The sequence below is a fragment of the Arthrobacter globiformis NBRC 12137 genome, from assembly GCF_000238915.1.
GTDB classification, from domain to species: domain Bacteria; phylum Actinomycetota; class Actinomycetes; order Actinomycetales; family Micrococcaceae; genus Arthrobacter; species Arthrobacter globiformis.
Map to the genome: position 1 here is coordinate 1 of NZ_BAEG01000113.1, position 16,826 is coordinate 16,826.

Annotated in this window: 15 protein-coding genes; 8 read left to right on the forward strand and 7 right to left on the reverse strand. The window is 64.9% G+C overall.

All coding sequences use genetic code 11. The annotated features are described in order from the left end of the window. The first annotated feature begins 416 nt into the window (after window positions 1–416). The 4 genes from ARGLB_RS20800 to ARGLB_RS20815 all read left to right on the forward strand — a co-directional run bounded on the left by ARGLB_RS20800 (window position 417) and on the right by ARGLB_RS20815 (window position 5,102). A complete protein-coding gene (locus ARGLB_RS20800; RefSeq protein WP_003806089.1) occupies window positions 417–674 on the forward strand; it encodes a hypothetical protein in 258 nt (85 codons plus the stop codon). Window positions 675–814: 140 nt separating this feature from the next. After that, entirely contained in the window at window positions 815–2,215 is a 1,401-nt protein-coding gene (locus ARGLB_RS22540; RefSeq protein WP_003806090.1) for a GAF domain-containing serine/threonine-protein kinase, read from the forward strand. Between the two features lie 162 nt (window positions 2,216–2,377). After that, window positions 2,378–4,726 (forward strand): multicopper oxidase domain-containing protein, encoded by a 2,349-nt coding sequence (locus ARGLB_RS20810; protein WP_003806091.1) that lies wholly within the window; start codon window positions 2,378–2,380, stop codon window positions 4,724–4,726. 193 nt (window positions 4,727–4,919) lie between these two features. Then, window positions 4,920–5,102: a PspC domain-containing protein gene (locus ARGLB_RS20815; protein WP_050934442.1), complete on the forward strand. Its 183-nt coding sequence runs from the start codon at window positions 4,920–4,922 to the stop codon at window positions 5,100–5,102. A 19-nt stretch (window positions 5,103–5,121) separates the two neighbouring features. Here the strand turns inward: ARGLB_RS20815 and ARGLB_RS20820 are convergent, their stop codons facing one another. From ARGLB_RS20820 to ARGLB_RS20835, 4 genes are all read right to left on the reverse strand, one after another. Continuing rightward, complete coding sequence (locus ARGLB_RS20820; protein WP_003806093.1) at window positions 5,122–5,877, reverse strand: ZIP family metal transporter; 756 nt, start codon at window positions 5,875–5,877, stop codon at window positions 5,122–5,124. Window positions 5,878–6,018: 141 nt separating this feature from the next. Continuing rightward, window positions 6,019–7,038 carry an exonuclease domain-containing protein gene (locus ARGLB_RS22545; RefSeq protein WP_003806094.1) on the reverse strand — a complete coding sequence of 340 codons (1,020 nt, stop codon included), beginning with the start codon at window positions 7,036–7,038 and terminating at the stop codon, window positions 6,019–6,021. Window positions 7,039–7,615: 577 nt separating this feature from the next. Continuing rightward, entirely contained in the window at window positions 7,616–9,109 is a 1,494-nt protein-coding gene (locus ARGLB_RS24210) for an excalibur calcium-binding domain-containing protein (RefSeq protein ID WP_139023435.1), read from the reverse strand. 1,080 nt (window positions 9,110–10,189) lie between these two features. Further along, a complete protein-coding gene (locus ARGLB_RS20835; protein WP_003806096.1) occupies window positions 10,190–10,441 on the reverse strand; it encodes a hypothetical protein in 252 nt (83 codons plus the stop codon). A gap of 145 nt (window positions 10,442–10,586) precedes the next feature. On the opposite strand from ARGLB_RS20835, the gene ARGLB_RS20840 reads away from it, so the two are divergent. Then, complete coding sequence (locus ARGLB_RS20840) at window positions 10,587–10,940, forward strand: GYD domain-containing protein (RefSeq protein WP_003806097.1); 354 nt, start codon at window positions 10,587–10,589, stop codon at window positions 10,938–10,940. Between the two features lie 27 nt (window positions 10,941–10,967). On the opposite strand, the gene ARGLB_RS20845 is transcribed toward ARGLB_RS20840, so the two are convergent. Further along, entirely contained in the window at window positions 10,968–12,608 is a 1,641-nt protein-coding gene (locus tag ARGLB_RS20845; RefSeq protein ID WP_003806098.1) for an alkaline phosphatase D family protein, read from the reverse strand. A gap of 383 nt (window positions 12,609–12,991) precedes the next feature. Here ARGLB_RS20845 and ARGLB_RS20850 point away from each other — a divergent pair, with 383 nt between their 5' ends. After that, window positions 12,992–13,474 (forward strand): hypothetical protein, encoded by a 483-nt coding sequence (locus ARGLB_RS20850; protein ID WP_003806099.1) that lies wholly within the window; start codon window positions 12,992–12,994, stop codon window positions 13,472–13,474. 81 nt (window positions 13,475–13,555) lie between these two features. Here ARGLB_RS20850 and ARGLB_RS20855 read toward each other — a convergent pair whose 3' ends face one another. Beyond that, window positions 13,556–14,023 carry a hypothetical protein gene (locus ARGLB_RS20855; RefSeq protein ID WP_003806100.1) on the reverse strand — a complete coding sequence of 156 codons (468 nt, stop codon included), beginning with the start codon at window positions 14,021–14,023 and terminating at the stop codon, window positions 13,556–13,558. Between the two features lie 348 nt (window positions 14,024–14,371). On the opposite strand from ARGLB_RS20855, the gene ARGLB_RS20860 reads away from it, so the two are divergent. Together ARGLB_RS20860 and ARGLB_RS20865 are read left to right on the forward strand one after the other, a co-directional pair. Continuing rightward, on the forward strand, window positions 14,372–15,691 hold the full coding sequence (locus ARGLB_RS20860; protein WP_003806102.1) for a class I SAM-dependent methyltransferase: 1,320 nt from the start codon (window positions 14,372–14,374) through the stop codon (window positions 15,689–15,691). A gap of 40 nt (window positions 15,692–15,731) precedes the next feature. Beyond that, entirely contained in the window at window positions 15,732–16,433 is a 702-nt protein-coding gene (locus tag ARGLB_RS20865; protein WP_003806103.1) for a type 1 glutamine amidotransferase domain-containing protein, read from the forward strand. Between the two features lie 68 nt (window positions 16,434–16,501). On the opposite strand, the gene ARGLB_RS20870 is transcribed toward ARGLB_RS20865, so the two are convergent. Beyond that, window positions 16,502–16,768 (reverse strand): hypothetical protein, encoded by a 267-nt coding sequence (locus tag ARGLB_RS20870; protein ID WP_043420101.1) that lies wholly within the window; start codon window positions 16,766–16,768, stop codon window positions 16,502–16,504. Window positions 16,769–16,826: the final 58 nt, after the last annotated feature.

The window sequence follows — 16,826 nt, forward strand, 5'->3', positions numbered from 1 at the left end:
GATTTCCGCTTGCAGGAAGGTCCCCGGCCCGTGTCCGGCACACCGCTAAGTGCACCGTTTTTCAGGCTGTCAGAAAGGGGGGCGGTCGCTATCTTTCCGCTTCAGCGGCGGCGACTCGAATGACTTTACACGGCCCCGGAGGCACGCGCAAATCGAGCCGAGACCGGCGCACTTCGCCAACACCTGAGCACAGGACTGCAACCGCCCGGCCGCCCGAAGGGCACCCAAGAGCAACGCGCGTACTCATCAGTAGCGGTTATCCCTAGTACATAGGTCTGCGCGTTACCGGCTCAACTAGACAGAACAGTCTGTCTCGCATAAGTTTCAAATAGATCGACGGCCCCCATAGGCGGAGATCCGTTTATCGCTGAAGCAGAAACGGCGGATCAATGTACATGTCCTTAGAGGAGCCCAAAATGGACGCCACCAAGTTTGAACAATTCATCGCCGAGGCGCTGACCACGGAACGGGAAACCGACACAGTTCTCGGTCCCGACGAGCTTTTTGGCCTTTACACCAGCTGGTGCCTGATTCATAAGCTGCAGCCAGCCGCCCCTGACTCCCTGTTTGCGGCTCTCCGGGAGCGCGGCATCGATCCGGCGAACTGTGAGCTGGCCATGACCGGGCCCGCAGCCGCGGACTACATCCTGGCGAGTGCCCCCAGCCTTATCTAGGCGGAACCGCAGAAAGAGCCGATGCATATCGGCTCTTTCTGCGTACCCAAAACCCTGTATCAGGCGCACACTGCTGTCACAACGCTTCAACGCACTAACAGCGCCGAGCCCCCTGGCCCGGCGGGAAATTAAGGTACCTCATGGCCGTACAACCCGGCATTGCAGAAGGCACAGTCCTCGGCGGAAGGTACCGGGTGGTGGAACAGATCGGTTCCGGCGCTATGGCCAACGTCTACCGGGCCGTCGACGACTCCCTCGAGCGCGAAGTGGCCCTTAAGGTCATCAACAGAAGCAACGCCGCGCAGGAAACAGCGCGCGACGATGACGCCGAAGTCAAAGTCCTCGCATCCCTGAACCACCACAGCCTGATCACACTCCTTGACGCCGGAGTGGACCGGGCGGAAGCCGGCCGCACGCTCATTTACCTGGTGATGGAACTCGTGGAAGGCCCGGATCTTAAGCGCCGCCTCAGCGAAGGCCCGCTCTCCTCCCGCCACACGGCCGAGATGGGCTACGACGTGGCCGATGCCCTCGCCTACATCCACGAAAGCGGCGTGGTTCACCGGGACGTGAAGCCCGGAAACATCCTGGTGTTCGACTACCAGCACGACACCGCGCGAATGCACGCAAAGCTGACGGACTTCGGCATCGCACTCATGGCCGACGCGCCGGACCTGCACGACGGCGGATTCCTCGGCACCGCGGGCTACCTCAGCCCGGAGCAGGCGAAGGCCGAGCCCATCGGGCCACCAAGTGATGTGTACTCCCTGGGCCTGGTGCTGCTTGAAAGCCTGACCGGGCAGCAAGCCTTCCCGGGTGACCCCTTGCAGAGCGCCCTCGCCCGCCTCATGGACGACCCGCATATCCCTGACGACGTTGATCCCGAGTGGCGGCTCCTCCTGGCCGCGATGACGGCGCGGAATCCGGAGGACAGGCCGTCAACCACCGAGGTGAGCCAGGCCCTGTATGAGCTGTCCCAGAGCAGCCGCGGCAAGCACAAGGTGGATGCCGCTGTCATACCTGCAGACGAGGAAGCCCGGATGCAGGCGGTGCACAGCTACGGCATCCTCGACACTCCCCCGGACGGCGCCTTCGACAGGATCACGGCGCTGGCCGCCAGGCTCTTCTCGGTGCCGGTGGCCATCGTGTCGATCGTTGATCATGACCGGATCTGGTTCAAGTCCCACCACGGCGTCGATGTTGAGCAGATCAGCAGGGACCCTGGCCTGTGCGCGTCAGCGATCCTGCAGGACGGGCTCTGGGTGGTGGAGAACGCCCCGGAAGACCCCCGTACCCTGCTCAACCCGCTGGTCGCGGGTGACTTCGGCCTGAAGTTCTACGCCGGCGCTCCCCTCAAGACCCGGGACGGCTACAACCTCGGCACCCTGTGCATCCTGGACTTCGAACCGCGCACCATGACCGCCGAGGACAACGCCAACCTCCGGGACCTGGCGGCGATGGTCATGGCTGACCTTGAACTGCGGCTCGAGGCCGCCGCGGGGTTGCCCGGCACTCCCCAGGATTCCGGCATCGTGAACTAACCCCGCCGGGAGGCGTATGTCAGGACATGCTCCTCCCTCAACGGCGCCACAAGTTTTCTCTAGGCTCCCCCGACCACCATGAGTGCTGTCTGTAAGCGCAATTGGGGGCGACATGGACCTGTGTTCAGCATTTCCCGGTCTCCAATACACAGGAGGTCGGCAATGGCAGTCTTGGACATCCACGTCAACGAGGGATTCGTTCCGATGGTGGATGGATCGCTCGTCTACCACCGTGGATTCGGGGACCGCCGCACCGAGAGAAATGATCCGAAGCCCGCGCTGGCTATAAGCCCGCGGGTCATTGCGGCTAACGGCCGGGTGATGGCCAGCAGGAGCTATCCCATTGAGGCGCCCGTACCACCGCGCGGCAGGCCCTCCCCACTGCGGCCGGACCCGGTATTCACCCGGCAGTTTCTTGCACGGCGCGGCTACTGGGCCAGCTACTTTCCGGACCGCACGCTGATCGCGGAAACGGGCAGCACCATCCAGGTCCGACTGCACAACAATCTTCCCCAGCCCCACGAGATCCGGTTCCACCGCGCCGGACCCGGCGGGGCCGACGTCGGATCCGGTCCCGTCACCCCCGGCCAAAACAAGCTTGTGGAATTCCGGGCCCCGCTACCCGGGACCTACGTCTTCACTGACCCCGGCAACCAGCCTGTGGAACGGACCCTGGGTCTCTACGGAGCCCTCGTGGTGATAGATCCCCGCAACGCATGGCGACTCGCGCCCGGCGCAGCCGAATTCGAGCGCCAGTGGCTGTGGCTGTGCCACGACGTGGATTCCAACTGGGCCCGCATCGCTTCGAGGGGGCAGACGGTGGATCCCCTCGCTACCCCGGCGGTGCCGAACTACTTCACCATTAATGGGTTCGCCGGGTTCCAGTCGCTCGCTGTCACCGCAGATCTGGAGTTCAACGAGCGGCGGCATGAGGACACCCTGCCGTCGGGCCATCCCCGCGAAACCGACGTGCGCAATTTCAGCGCCACCCCGTCAGCCGGGGCAATCCGCACCGGACACCTCATGAGGATGCTCAACGCCGGCATCGTGGACCACCAGCTCCACTACCACGGCAACCATGTCTGGACCGTGCGGGCCAACGGCATCGATTTCCCCCGGTCCAACGGCCGCGTCTCACCGCAGGGTGACGTGGTGCTCCAGCAGTGGGAGGACACCGTCCAGCTGCAGCCGCTGGAGCGCAAGGAGGCGATGCTTCCGGTCCGGAGGCCGCCGGAGGTGATCGACCAGGTGTGGAACGCCAGGAACGAGGACTGGACGTACCCGATGCACTGCCATGCGGAACCCTCCCAGACGGCGCGCGGCGGGCTCTACCCGGGCGGGCTGGTGGCCGACTGGGTGCTGGCCGCCCAGCCCGGCCCTGTCCAAGGGACGCCGCCCACGGCCACGGATCCGCACCACGTGTTCAGGAGCCAGGTGGACTTCTCCTCGGACCAGCCCCATGAAGGCAGCCCGGAAACCGAGTTCCAGCTGAAGCCTGACGTGTTCGTCGAGCTGGATTTCTTCAACCGGAAGTTCGATTTCCCGGATGGCTCCGAGCATGAGATGTGGAGCTTCGAGGGCAACGAGTTCGGGCGCCAGGTCCCCGGAGCAACGGTGCGGATGCGGGAGGGCCAGCTCTTCCAGGCCACTATTAAGCCCAGCAAGAGGGTTCACACCATCCACTGGCACGGCATCGAACCGGACCCGCGGAACGACGGCGTGGGCCACACCTCTTTCGAGGTTACCGGGCACTACACCTACCAGTGGAGGCCGGATGTTGCCGAACGCGGCAACCCCAACCGTGGCTCGGCCGGCACCTACTTCTACCACTGCCACGTCAACACTCCGCTCCACGTGCAGATGGGCATGTTCGGTGCCATCGTCGTCGATCCTCCGGCCAATCCGGCCATGCCGGCGCCGGCCGGGGCGCGCCGTCACACGTTTGAGGGCCCACTGTATGACATCGCCACGGAAACCCTGATAGCGCCCTACTCCATCGATCCCCGGTGGCACGAAATGAACCACGCTGCCGGGCTCAACGGCGAAGATGCGGGACTAAACCGCTTCGAGCCCAGGCACTTTTTCCTCATTGGCGGCACCCTCCCCAGCCGGCCAAGAGGTGATGACGTAGTCTGGACCATCTCCCAGATGCGGGCCAACGTTGTCCGGAACGGCAGGTACCCAACCCTGGTGCGGATGGTCAACGTGGACTACTTCCCCACACTGACCACGATCACCGACGCGGCGGGCAGACCGGCCAGGATCGCCGAGCTGATCGCACACGACGGCCGGGCGTTCTGGACCACCCCGAACCCCACGGGCCCGGCGGTTCAGCCCTCGATGGCCGGGCAGCCGCTGCTGACCAACATCATCAAGTCCGGCGCCGCAGAGAAGTTCGACTTCCTGCTCCGCCCGCCGGCGCCCGGAAAGTACACCATCAGCGTCCAGTTCCTGCACTGGATCACATCGAAGGTCCTCGCCACAAAGACAGTAACCGTCACCGCAGCTTGAGCGGATCCTCAGGGACCGCTCGTTAAAGCTCGACGGCGGGAGGGCGACAGCGTCGCCGCCCGCCCGTCGTCGGGGTACTTTTGGTGACCCAACACCGGGTTGCCCCGGGCCCGCCGTCGTCGGGTTCAAGCGCTCCGGAAACTGCCGCGGCCGGGCCGCTGACTCACGCGTAACCGGCTGCTACTGTGGCGGCATGGAAGCAGGTATGGTTCGCCCCCGGAGCGGCAAGATGATCGCGGGCGTCTGCGCGGCGCTGGCTGCACGATTCGGTATTTCCAAGGCTCTTGTCCGGATCGGCTTTGTGCTGTTCGGCCTGTTCGGCGTCGGGGAGCTGGTCTATATCGCCTTGTGGATCCTTATCCCCAAGGAGCGTTAGACCTCCCGAAAAAGGATAATTATCCGCCGACGTGGTGGATGGTGAAGGCAGAGAGGAAGCCCACGGCCGCCACCAGGCCGGTGAGGTTGTGGTGCTCCTCGAAGGCCTCGGGGATCATCGTGTCCGCGAGCATGGCAAGGATCCCGCCTGCGGCCACGGCCGTAATGAAGGCCACCATCCCCGCGGGCGCGGTTTCCAGGGCCGTGTAGCCGATAAGCGAGGCGAGCCCGCACAGCAGCGCGATCCCGCCCCACACACCGAAGACGTACTTGGCGCTGCGGCCGGCCTTCTTCATGCCCGCCGTGCTGGACAGCCCCTCAGGGACGTTCGAGATGAAGACCGCGGCAAGCATGGCCGGGCTCACGGTGCCTGCCGTGATCAGGCCGAGGCCCAGGACCACGGATTCCGGGATGCCGTCCAGGAGTGCCCCGACGGCGATGGCCGTACCGCTGCCCGGATCCTCCTTTTCGGAGGGCTGCTGGTCTTTGGACCGCTTCCGGTGTTTGGCTCCGGAGCGGGCAAGCAGCGCGTTGGCGCTGACGTAGACTACCGCGCCGGCGAGGAAGCCGAGGACTGTGGGCCAGAGTCCGCCGCCCTGCACGGCCTCGTCCACGAGTTCGAACGCGAGCGCGGAGATGAGGACGCCTGCGCCGAACGCCATGATCGAGGAGACAAGCTTCGCGGGGATGTTCCATTTCCAGGACAGTCCCGAGCCGAGAACCAGCGCTCCGCCGGCAAGAGTTCCCCACAGCAGCGCCTGCGCCCACATGGGCATGGATGTCCGCCTTCCCCGGCCGCAAGGCCTCGCTGAGCTGAAGGGACGTAGCTTTAGTGGTCAACTGTGCCCGCCCCCGGTCAGGAGCATTCTCGCAGACAGGAAGAATGAAGCCGCGGCGGCAGGCCGGAGAAAGCCTGCTCAGTTGCCGGGCCGGAGCCGGTGCCATCCGCCCGTCACTGATGCCCAGACCGCCCAGGCTGTGGCCAGGCCTGCGGCGAGCGTCACGGCAGCGGCGGCGCTCTGGCCGGCCGCGAAGGACCGGATGGTGAGTCCGGTGAGGTAGGCGAGTCCGACGGCGGCCGCCACACCCAGCGCGAACAGCACCAGTCCCGCGGCGGTACTGAACGCCCGTTTCGCGGCACCCCGACGGGGTGTACGGTCCGGTTCAGCGTCACCGTCTTCTACGGGCGCAGTCTCTGCCCGGCCCAACTGAACCAGGTGAGCAGTCCGGCGCAAGCGGGCGTCGGGAGCCACGACCGCCAGGTTGGCATCAGGCTCATCCCGTCCGTCAGGTGCAGCATCAGGTTCCGAACGTCCGGCGCCGGGTGTTTCAGCCTCAGGGTCAGCGTCGGTGCGGACGCGCCGGCCACGGCGGCGCTTGCCGACCGCCGTCGTCGGCTGTTCCCAAACCTCGGCCAGCGTGGAGAAACGCCGTGCGGCCGCAATGGCGAGCACAATCTGGGCGCAGGCCAGCGCGTGCGCCAGCGGCTCATGCCGCTCAACCGGCGGAAGATCCAGGGCGGCGAGAACGTCGCTGAGGCGGTGCCGCGGCAGGGCCAGGTGGTCCTGGGCGAGGTGCAGGGCGCAGTAGAAGTCCTTGGCCGGCAGGTCCAGGTGCTGGTGCTCGGTGGCTTGGCGCATCACGGAGGCGTCGTAGGCGGCGTCGAACGCCACGAGCGGGTCCTCGCAGACGAACTGCAGGATGCCTTCGAGGGACATCTCCCAGTCGGCGGCGTTCTGGACGTCCTGTTCGGCGATGCCGTGGAGTTCCACGTTGATCGGATCAAAGTCGTCGATGCCGGGCGGCGGCTTGATGAGCCACGACGCCGTGTCCACGATGTGCCCATCGCGGACCTTCACCAGGCCGACGGCGCACGCCGAGCCGCGGTGGCTGTTGGCCGTTTCAAAATCGATGGCCGTAAAACTGATTCCTGACATCCTTGCCTCCCCAGGGCATAGCGCGGGAGGCCTCAAGCGCCTTTGCTTGTGACCTCCCGCACATGACTTCGCCATTCTTGCAGAACAGATGCCGAATTACGTTCTCGACGGAAAATGTGACGTGCACCATCCGGTCAATGAAAAGACCGTTGACACTCTGCCCCGCCCGGAGTGCCACGGCCTTGGGTGGTCCAATTCCGGGCCGCCCTAGCTGATTCTGCAAGCATCTCCTGAGAATGGGATCCGCGTGGTGGACACGTGGAAGAGCAGGGAGGCCTTCGAGGCGTTCGCCCGCGAGAAGATCGATCCCATCACCGCCGAAGTGGGCATTACCGAAAAGCCCGAGTGACGTTTTACGAGGTCCATAACTACCTGACCAAAGGCCCGGCCGCCTGACCAGCGCGCGCCAGTTCAACCACTCACCGCTTCAAAGGAGACGCATATGCAGCGTGCCGGCGTCCAGGGCGAACCGCGCGTCCGGCTCTTCGAGTAGCCGTAGTACCTAGAAAGCCCGACGGCGGGTGGCCGGCAATGTCTGCCGGCCACCCGCCGTCGTGCTGGTTGAGCGTGTCGGAACCTACTCGCAGGCGATTCCGTCATTGTCACGGTCGAGGGCACTCCTGTATCCCGGCTCTCCCCGGAATAGCGGAGCCGCGCCCGCAGCCCGGGCAGCGGCGCAATTGGCGTAGTAGGCTGCCGGAGCCGGGGGCACGTAGGGTGCCGCAATGCGCGCTGTGGCCCCGGAGGCCTTGACCAGTGTGGTGTAGCCAGCCTTTGACCCCGTGACACGGACCGTGTAGGTCGCCCCTGAGGCACTGGCCGGGAGCCTATAGGAAGCCGCAGTTGCGCCTGCAACGGCCACACCGGAACGGTACCACTGGTACCGGAGTGCCACCGGAGCCGGCGACCAGGCGCCAGCGATGGCGGTCAGCACATAGCCGACCTTAGCGGTGCCGGTGATCCTCGGAGCCGGTCCGGCCAGGGACCCCTTGGCCACAGCAGCGCTCGCTGCAGATGCCTTATATGAGGCAACGTAGCCAGTCTTCGAACCCGTGACCCGGACCGAGAACCTCGCACCAGCGGCGCTGGCCGGGAGCCTATAGGAAGCAGCAGTCGCGCCAGCGATGGCAACCCCGGAACGGTACCACTGGTACCGGAGCACCACCGGAGCCGGTGACCAGGCACCCGGGATTGCAGTCAGAGCGTAGCCAACCTTGGCAGTCCCGGTGATCCGCGGAACAGCCCCAACGAGTGAACCCCGGGCTACAACCGACGTGGCCGCGGAGGCCTTTACCAACGATGTGTAGCCGGTCTTTGACCCGGTGATACGGACGGTGTACGTCGCGCCGGCGGCACTGGCCGGAAGTCGGTAGGACGCGGCCGTCGCACCAACGATCGCCACACCCGACCGGTACCACTGGTAACCGAGCGAGACCGGAACAGGTGACCAAGCCCCAGGAACCGCGGTGAGTGCGTAGCCAACCTTGGCGGTCCCAGTTATCCTCGGGGCGGCCCCAACGAGCGACCCCTTGGCTATAACTGCGGTGGGCACGGAAAGCTTAGCCAGTGAGGCATAGCCGGCCTTCGATGCGGTGACACGGACCGTATACGTCGCTCCGGCCGCAGTAGCCGGAAGCGTGTACGTGGCCGCCGTTGCTCCTGCAACAGCCACGCCGGAACGGTACCACTGGTAACTGAGCGTCACCGGAGCCGGTGACCACGTACCAGGGACCGCGGTAAGTGCGTAGCCAACCTTGGGCGTGCCCGTGATCTTCGGGGCAGCCCCGCTCAAGTCGCCCTTGAATATCATTGTCCATGACGCGACAGCTCCGGACGGAATGACATAGTCGGTTTTTGCGATTGCCGTCACCGTGACCGTACCGGCGCCTGGATACGTTCCCGCCGCCACAACTTTCCCGCCCACGAGGTAATCAACACCCGTCGTGACCGGAACGGTATAGGTGTCATCCTTCGTGCCGAGCAGGTCTGTGAACGCTACTCCTGCCGGAGACACAGAGTATGGAGTTGCCTTGAACGTCGCCGTCCAGGACGCAGCAACGTCTGGAGCCACGGCAAATCCTTCTTTTGCTGTCGCAGTCACTGTGACGGTGCCGGTTCCCGGATAAGTACCTGCCGGCACAGTCTCCCCGTTGACTCGGTAGTCGACTCCTTCCGACGTCGGCACGATGTAGGTGTCGTTATTCGTGCCATCCTCGTCTGTGAACGTCACTCCTGCCGGGATTGCTAGGCGGACCACCGTGGCACTGGGCTCGCTCGTGCGAGTTTCCGGCGAATATCCGGGCTGCGAGCCTGTGATCTGAACAGATATCGTCTTGCCGGCATGGAGCTCGTCAAGGACCAGAGTGGACTCTGTGGCCCCGCCCACGGGAGTATCGTCAGCCAACCACTGATATGAAAACGTAGTGCCGGGGGTCCAGTCGCCAGCCTCGACTGTGAGCGTCCGACCGACAGTGGCTTCGCCGGATATCCTCGGCGTGGTAACCGCGAGTGTCCCGTATCCGATTGGCGCCGTTGGCTCGCTCGTGCGAGTTTCGGGCGTAGTGCTAAGCCGAGATCCGGTCACTTGCGCCGTGATCCGCTTGCCTGCATGGTCTGGGCCCAGGACGAGCCAGGACCCTGTAGCGCTATCCAGCGGCTGGCCGTCCGCCAGCCACTGATACTCAAGGGTGGTTTCCGGCTCCCAGTCCCCGGCGTCGACAGTGAGCGTCTGGCCCACCACAGCCTCGCCTGACACAGTCGGCGCCGTGGCAGCAGACGAGTCGGTCGGTTCGGTGAGCGTGAATTGGACTGGCTCGTTCTGCGCGACGGTAGCGTTTGCTGGCGTCACTCCTGCGGCCGTAGCAGCAACGGCGACCGCAAGGGTTGCTGCTAGGCGTCGAGCCCAAATTGAAACAGTGTTGGCGCGACAATTATTGGTCATGGATCCCCCCATTACTTGAAGAACTTCAACATTCAACTGAGAGAACTATGCCATGGTTTTTGGCTGGTATTTTCCCTGCCGCTCCCAGACGTTCAAAGCGAACCGCGCGTCCGGCTCTTCGAGTAGCTGTAGCACCTAGAAATCCCGACGGCGGGTGGCCGGCAAGGTCTGCCGGCCACCCGCCGTCGTGCTGGTTGAGCGTGTCGGAACCTACCGCCCGGGGTTCGGATCAACGCCCTCCGAGGCGGCCAGGCCGCCGTCGTTCTCGTCCGCCGCGGGAGTGCCCGCCAGAGTGACTGGCTCATCAGGCCTGGGGCCGTCCTTGTGGCGGGCTTCCTGAAGATGCTGTTCCAGCTTCTCTTCCGCATCCCGGCGGCGCTGGCCAACGGTGCGCATCTGCTGGGTGGTGGGAGCCGCATGCGCGTGCAGGTGCGGCCCATGGTCCGGAAAGTTCTCGCTCATAGTTGAATCGTCCCACCGGACAGGCCGGGTGACTACCTCCCTGACCGCGAGCACGTCAGGCCAGAAATCCAGCCGTTGCTGGCCGCACGGCAGCCTGCCATTCTGGGTGCATCCTGCTTCCGGCAGTGAACGAAAGGACGAGACGATGCCGCTCTACCTATCCAAATTCAGCTACACACCGGACACCTGGGCACGGCTGATCAACAACCCCGAGGACCGACGAAAGGCCGCCCAGGCTTACATCGAATCGGTCGGCGGGAAGCTCCACGGGTTCTGGTACGCCTTCGGCACCCACGACGGGTACAACCTGTGGGAGGCCCCCGACAACGTGTCCATGGCAGCAGTGGCACTGGCAATCAGCGGAGGCGGTGCACTGAGCTCATTCGAAACCACGGTGCTTCTGAGCGTCGAGGAATCGATGGAAGCCATGCGGCAGGCCGCGAAGATCAGGTACCAATCGCCCGGCGCCGTTCAGCAGCCCGAGGTTACCGTCGATTGAGCCTGTCCCCGCAGGTTGAGCCCGTCGTCAGCGCTCCGGGTTCAGGTCCTTGCGGAAGATCACCGTGCCGTTGGCGTTGCGGAGGGTGACGGAGAAGACGTCGTCCGCGGCGAGGTCCACGTGGCCGAAGTACTGGCTTTCACCGCTGCGCGGGGACTCGCCGGCGTAGGCCCCTGCCCGCGAGAAGACCACCTCGGGGCCGAAGGTGCCGTCCATCTGGTTCGGTCCGAAACTGCCGGCGTTGATGGGGCCGCCCACGAACTCCCAGAAGGGGTCAAAGTCCTGGAAGCTGGCGCGCTCGGGTGAGTAGTGGTGGGCGGCGCAGTAGTGCACGTCCGCGGTGAGCCAGACGACGTTTTTCACCCGGTTGCGCTTGAACGCCGACAGCACGCGTGCGATCTCGAGTTCCTTGCCCAAGGGGGCGCCGGCGTCGCGGTTGGAGAGGGACTCCTGCGCTGCCGGCCCGTCGGGGACGATGATGCCCAGCGGCAGGTCCGCGGAGATCACCTTCCATGTTGCGTTGGACGTGCTGACCTCGCGGATGAGCCAGTCGGCCTGTTCCTGGCCGAGGATGTGGGTGAGATTCGTTTCCTTGCCGTCCGTGTTGGGGTCCTTGAAGGTGCGCATGTCCAGGCAGAAGACGTCCAGCTGCGGGCCGCGGGTGATCTTGCGGTAGATGCGGGCAGGCTCGAAGCCGGTGCTGCCGTCGCTGAGCTGGGCGATGGGCTGGTATTCCTGCCAGGCCTGGCGGCCGCGGGCGGCAAGGACGTCCACGCGGCGCTCGGTGTAACGCGGGTCAGTGAGGACTTCGCCGGGGTACCAGTTGTTGGTGGTTTCGTGGTCGTCCCACTGGGCAATGACCGGGACCTCGGCGTAGAGGGCGCGGATGTTCTTGTCCATAAGGTTGTAGCGGTGCCGCCCCCGGTACTCCTCGAGGGTTTCGGCCACCTTGGAGACCTCTTCTGTCACGAGGTTGCGCCAGATCCGGCCGTCGGGCTCGGTGACCTGGGCGGCGATGGGGCCGTCGGCGTAGATGGTGTCGCCCGAATGGATGAAGAAGTCCGGCTTCGTGGCGAGCATCGCCGCGTATCCGCGCATGCCGCCGATCTCCTCGTTGATGCCCCAGCCCTGGCCGGCGGTGTCGCCGGTCCAGACGAAGCTCTGGCCGCGCCTTGTCCCGCCGCTGCGGGACCAGACGCTGTTGGCCTTCGAGCCGGGCGCGGTGCTGAAGGAGCCGCGGGCGGCTTCGCCTGCGTTGCCGTCCGGGTCCTCGAAGTGCATGGTAAGCGCGAAGCGGGTTCCCGCCGGGAGGTCACGGGCGGCGATCTTCGAGGTGAAGTCGGTGGCGTCGCTGGCAGTGGTGCCGCGCAGCACGCGGTTGAAGGCGCGGCTGCCGCGGAGCGCGGACCCGTCCTCGTCGACCGCCACCAGGCTGGCTACCAGCCGGCCGGCGCCCGACGCGCGCGACCATAGAACTCCGGAGTTGGTGGTGACGTCCCCGGTTGAAATGCCGGACGGGAGGGTCAGGCGGTTGCGCACCAGGGGAACCGCGGACGGCCGGGCTGCGTGGGCCGGGACCACCAGTGAGGGCGCGACGGCGGCTGCACCGGCAGCGGCGATGGCACCTTTGAGGATATTACGGCGGGAGAGAGCAGTCATGGGGCCCATGGTTGCCGGGGCGGGTTAAGAGCCGGCGACGACGGGGTGAACCGGGTGAATCGCGGCGGTGACAACCAGATCGAATTCCTTGACAAATAATGAAATTGTCTTCCCAAGCTGGAGAAGCAGGGGCTAATATCCTGCACCTAGGCACTAATCAAAGAAGAAAATGCCGAGAGCTGACCCTTACTTTCGAGCAAGGGTAAATGAGTGGGAATTTATGCATTTGCGTTCCCTGCGGCAACTCATTTGCGGGCTACTCCGTGGGAGAACCCGCCTCATAGGAACATTCGCCTTCTGCGAATATTCAACGCCCCACACTTCTTCGCGCGCATCTTGCGGCGTTATTCTGCCCAGTGCGCTTATATGCCAAAAAACAGTGGAGATAAATCATGAAAAAGCTATTCATTCTCATTGGGGTTTTCCTGGGCTCGATGGTCACCTCCGGACCGGTTGCGGCGGCGCCCGTAGAACCCATCGCTTTTGACTTCACCACTACCGCTGGCGATGTCTGTGCATTTCCTGTTTTGGTGGAGGTCGCTGGAAAGAGTAAAGAAATCGGCGCCCCTGGGGACGACTCCATCCTTATCGCGCCTGGACTGAAAGCAACGTTCACGAATACGCTTACTGGAAAGTCCGTCAGTTATGTAATCACGGGAGCTACGCACAACCAAACACTGGCCAACGGTAATGTGGTTTCCACCGTGACCGGCAGGAACACCATCGTCAACAGTATCGCATTCAACCAAACAATCCGCCCGGGAATCTTCCTCGTCGAGGGTACGTTCCGATTTGAACTCAACGGGCCCATCGAAGTCCACGTATTTAGCGGAACCGGTAGAGTCACAGACGTCTGCGCTTTCCTAGCGCGATAAGAACACTTCCACGTGTCACGACGTCGGGTGGCTGGCATTCTCGCCAGCCACCCGTCGTCGTGCGTTCTTGGAAAAAGCAGCTCAGCGCAAAGGGACCTCGTCCACGAACGCCACCGGCGCCACGGCTTGCTGGTAGAGCTTGAGGGCGTCGGGCACGGCGAGGTTGCCGAAGTTCAACGACAGCTGCAGGCCCTCCAGCTGGGCGTTGGCGCTCTCGGCCGCGCTGACCTTTTCGCCCAGGGCACGGGAGTTGGCGAAGTTGGTGGCTAATGCGGCGGAGACAGAGAAAATCACGGCCGCCAGACAGAGGAACCGCCACACGATGGAGTCGTCGTCCAGCGAGAAGATCCCGCGCACAGCCTCCGTGAATCCGGTTCCGCCGACCGCCGGTCCGGCTGTGAGCGCGGCCGCCAGCGCACTGCCCACGATGCTGATGTTGGAGAGTCTGTTCCGGCGAGGTCGCTCCCGCCCGAGGTACGACCGGATGGCCTGCTGCTTTTGATCAATGCGCTCAGACAGCCGTTGCCGCGTATCGGCGGATTCTTCCATGGTTAGTTACAGCCTTTCTCCCCCCGTCGACGTTTGGATCAGGATCCCACCGGCCTGATATCCGGTCCAGAGTCGAGATATTGGCGACGGCCCCGGTTCACCTGGCCGCCCAAATCAGCGAGTTCGCCGGAACCTGTCGAGGACGCCGGAAACTTCCGGCGTTCTGGCAGGCTTCCGGCGAACTCGGCGAGCGAAGGTACTCCCGCCGCCCATCGGGCCCCGCGAGACAGGGTTGTCTCCCTGTGCGCTACACGCAGGCTTGTGTACGTTATTGCCACGGGACTGCAATGGCGCAGCCCCGCGAGCTGGGGCACGGGACGAGAGGCGCTGAGGATGACAAAAGCGAGGATGGCAAAGACGACCGGAGCGGCACCAAAGCTGGCCAGGGCATTGGCCATTGTTCTCGGCACCTGGGAATTGAACAATGGGCGGTCCGCCACGGAGCAGATACCCGTCCGGTTGCGGGCGTGGGATGGCTCCGAAGCCGGTCCCCACGATGCCCCGCTGATCGAGTTCACGTCCCGGCGGGCGCTGCGGCGGATCCTGTGGGCGCCCGGCCAGCTGGGGTTGAGCCGGGCATACGTCGCCGGTGAAATCAACGCGCACGGCGACATCTTCGCGGCCTTCGCGGCCCTCAGCTCCGCCGGCAAGTTCGCCGAGCCCGGCCCGTTCAGTCCGCTGACACCCCGGGAACTGTGGACGCTGGTGACCACGGGTGTCCGGCTCGGCGCGCTCGGGCCCAACCCCGCTCCCCCGCCGGAGGAGGCGAGGGTGGAAAAGCACGGCAGGAGGCACTCCAAGAAACGGGACGCCGCCGCCATCTCACACCATTACGACGTCGGCAACGACTTTTACCGGCTGGTCCTCGGCCCGTCGCTGGTCTACTCGTGCGCGGTCTGGTCGGACGCGGAAGCAGGCCTGGATGCGGCGCAGGAAGCCAAACTCGACCTCGCCTGCCGGAAGCTGGGTCTGACACCCGGCATGCGGGTGCTGGACGTGGGCTGCGGCTGGGGAAGCTTCGCACTGCATGCCGCCGGGCGGTTCGGGGTGAACGTCGTCGGCATCACGCTGTCCATCGAGCAGGCCGAGCTGGCCCGCAAGCGGGTGGCCGAGGCCGGGCTCACTGAACTCGTGGACATCCGGGTCCAGGACTACCGCGATATGACCGACGGCCCCTACGACGCGATCAGCTCCATCGGCATGTCCGAGCACGTCGGCCGCGAACAGCTGGGCCGCTACGTCGCGCAGCTCCACGGGCTGCTGCGACCGGGCGGCCGGCTGCTGAATCACGCCATCTCCTGGAACGCCGGGCCCACCGAGGACGATCCGGATTCCTTCATCCCCCGCTACGTCTTCCCCGACGGCGAGATGCTCAGCCTGGGCGAGCTGGTGGTGGCGCTGGAGGGCGGCGGCTTCGAGGTTCTGGACGTCGAGGCCCTCCGCCGGCACTATGCGCTGACGCTGCGGGCGTGGGTGAAGAACCTCGAGGAGCAGTGGGACGATGCTGTGCGGCTGACATCCGACGGCCGCGCCCGCATCTGGCGGCTCTACATGGCGGCCAGCGCTCTCGGCTTCGAGGGCGGCCTGACGGGAGTGAACCAAGTGCTGCTTCAGAAGGCCGGCGGCGAGGAGCCGCCGCTGCGGCTGAGGGAATGGACCGCCGGCTAAGCCCGTCAACACCAAGAAAACCACACAAGGAGCAAGGACAATGGCTAACATTCTGATGGTCGTCTCGGCGGCCGATTCGCTGACCATGAAGGATGGCAGCCAGCACCCCACGGGGTTCTGGGCCGAGGAGCTGGTGGTGGCGCACCGGACCCTGCAGCAGGCCGGACACAACGTGGACTTCGCCACTCCCGGCGGCGTCAAGCCCACCGTGGACAAGATCAGCCTGCAGCCGGACATGGTCGGCAGCGAGGAGCGGGCGGAGGACTTCCGGACCTATCTGGAGATGATCGACGTCGACCTCTTCGCGCCGATGGTGCTGGCCGACGTCGACATGTCCGGGTACGACGCCGTCGTCCTGCCGGGCGGCCACGGCCCCATGGCGGACCTGTTCCAGGACAAGGACCTCGGCCGGATCCTCGTGGAGGCGGACGGCGCCAGCAAAATTATCGCGCCCTTCTGTCACGGCCCGGCAGGCCTGCTCAGTGCCACGGCCGACGACGGCGCGTTCGCTTTCGCGGGGCGCAAACTCACGGTCTTCACCAACTCGGAGGAGATGGGCGGCGGCACCGGCGAGAACACGCCCTGGTTCGTGGAGACGGCCCTGCGGGGGAAGGGCGCCAACGTGGAAACCGGCCCGGACTGGGCCAGCCACGTGGTGCGCGAGGGCAACCTGATCAGCGGCCAGAACCCGCAGTCCAGTGAGGACGTGGCCAAGGAGGTCATCAAGGCCCTCGCGGAGTAGGCGGAACCGCTGGTTGAGCTCGTCGAAACCCGGACTGGATCTCGGCAACCTCGATCAGCGGTAGGGACTCAGCCACCCATGCCGGGCTGGACCCGCACGAAGTCGACCTTGTTGCCGGGATTGCTCCGGCTTTTCTGGTGGCGCGAGAACCCCTTCGCGTCCAGATGGTTCTGTGCGCGGAACTCGGCCAGGGCTTCGTCGTACGCCTGGTTGAGCCGCTTGCCGGAGACCTCTTCCACCGAGCCGTCGGAAAAGGTGACGGAGACGAGGATGCTCTCCGGGAAATGCCGGTTCATCCGGATGAAGCCTTCAGCATCCTGCTGCAGATTGATCAATGTGGTCCGCCTTCGTGGTTGTGGCTTCCAGTCTCCCGCACTTTTCGGACAAAAAAGT

What these genes read in the sequence shown, in the direction of transcription:
- ARGLB_RS20800 (WP_003806089.1), top strand. Translation starts at nt 417, where the DNA reads ATGGACGCCACCAAGTTTGAACAATTCATCGCCGAGGCGCTGACCACG.
- ARGLB_RS22540 (WP_003806090.1), top strand. Translation starts at nt 815, where the DNA reads ATGGCCGTACAACCCGGCATTGCAGAAGGCACAGTCCTCGGCGGAAGG.
- ARGLB_RS20810 (WP_003806091.1), top strand. Translation starts at nt 2,378, where the DNA reads ATGGCAGTCTTGGACATCCACGTCAACGAGGGATTCGTTCCGATGGTG.
- ARGLB_RS20815 (WP_050934442.1), top strand. Translation starts at nt 4,920, where the DNA reads ATGGAAGCAGGTATGGTTCGCCCCCGGAGCGGCAAGATGATCGCGGGC.
- ARGLB_RS20820 (WP_003806093.1), bottom strand. Translation starts at nt 5,877, where the DNA reads ATGCCCATGTGGGCGCAGGCGCTGCTGTGGGGAACTCTTGCCGGCGGA.
- ARGLB_RS22545 (WP_003806094.1), bottom strand. Translation starts at nt 7,038, where the DNA reads ATGTCAGGAATCAGTTTTACGGCCATCGATTTTGAAACGGCCAACAGC.
- ARGLB_RS20835 (WP_003806096.1), bottom strand. Translation starts at nt 10,441, where the DNA reads ATGAGCGAGAACTTTCCGGACCATGGGCCGCACCTGCACGCGCATGCG.
- ARGLB_RS20840 (WP_003806097.1), top strand. Translation starts at nt 10,587, where the DNA reads ATGCCGCTCTACCTATCCAAATTCAGCTACACACCGGACACCTGGGCA.
- ARGLB_RS20845 (WP_003806098.1), bottom strand. Translation starts at nt 12,608, where the DNA reads ATGGGCCCCATGACTGCTCTCTCCCGCCGTAATATCCTCAAAGGTGCC.
- ARGLB_RS20850 (WP_003806099.1), top strand. Translation starts at nt 12,992, where the DNA reads ATGAAAAAGCTATTCATTCTCATTGGGGTTTTCCTGGGCTCGATGGTC.
- ARGLB_RS20855 (WP_003806100.1), bottom strand. Translation starts at nt 14,023, where the DNA reads ATGGAAGAATCCGCCGATACGCGGCAACGGCTGTCTGAGCGCATTGAT.
- ARGLB_RS20860 (WP_003806102.1), top strand. Translation starts at nt 14,372, where the DNA reads ATGGCAAAGACGACCGGAGCGGCACCAAAGCTGGCCAGGGCATTGGCC.
- ARGLB_RS20865 (WP_003806103.1), top strand. Translation starts at nt 15,732, where the DNA reads ATGGCTAACATTCTGATGGTCGTCTCGGCGGCCGATTCGCTGACCATG.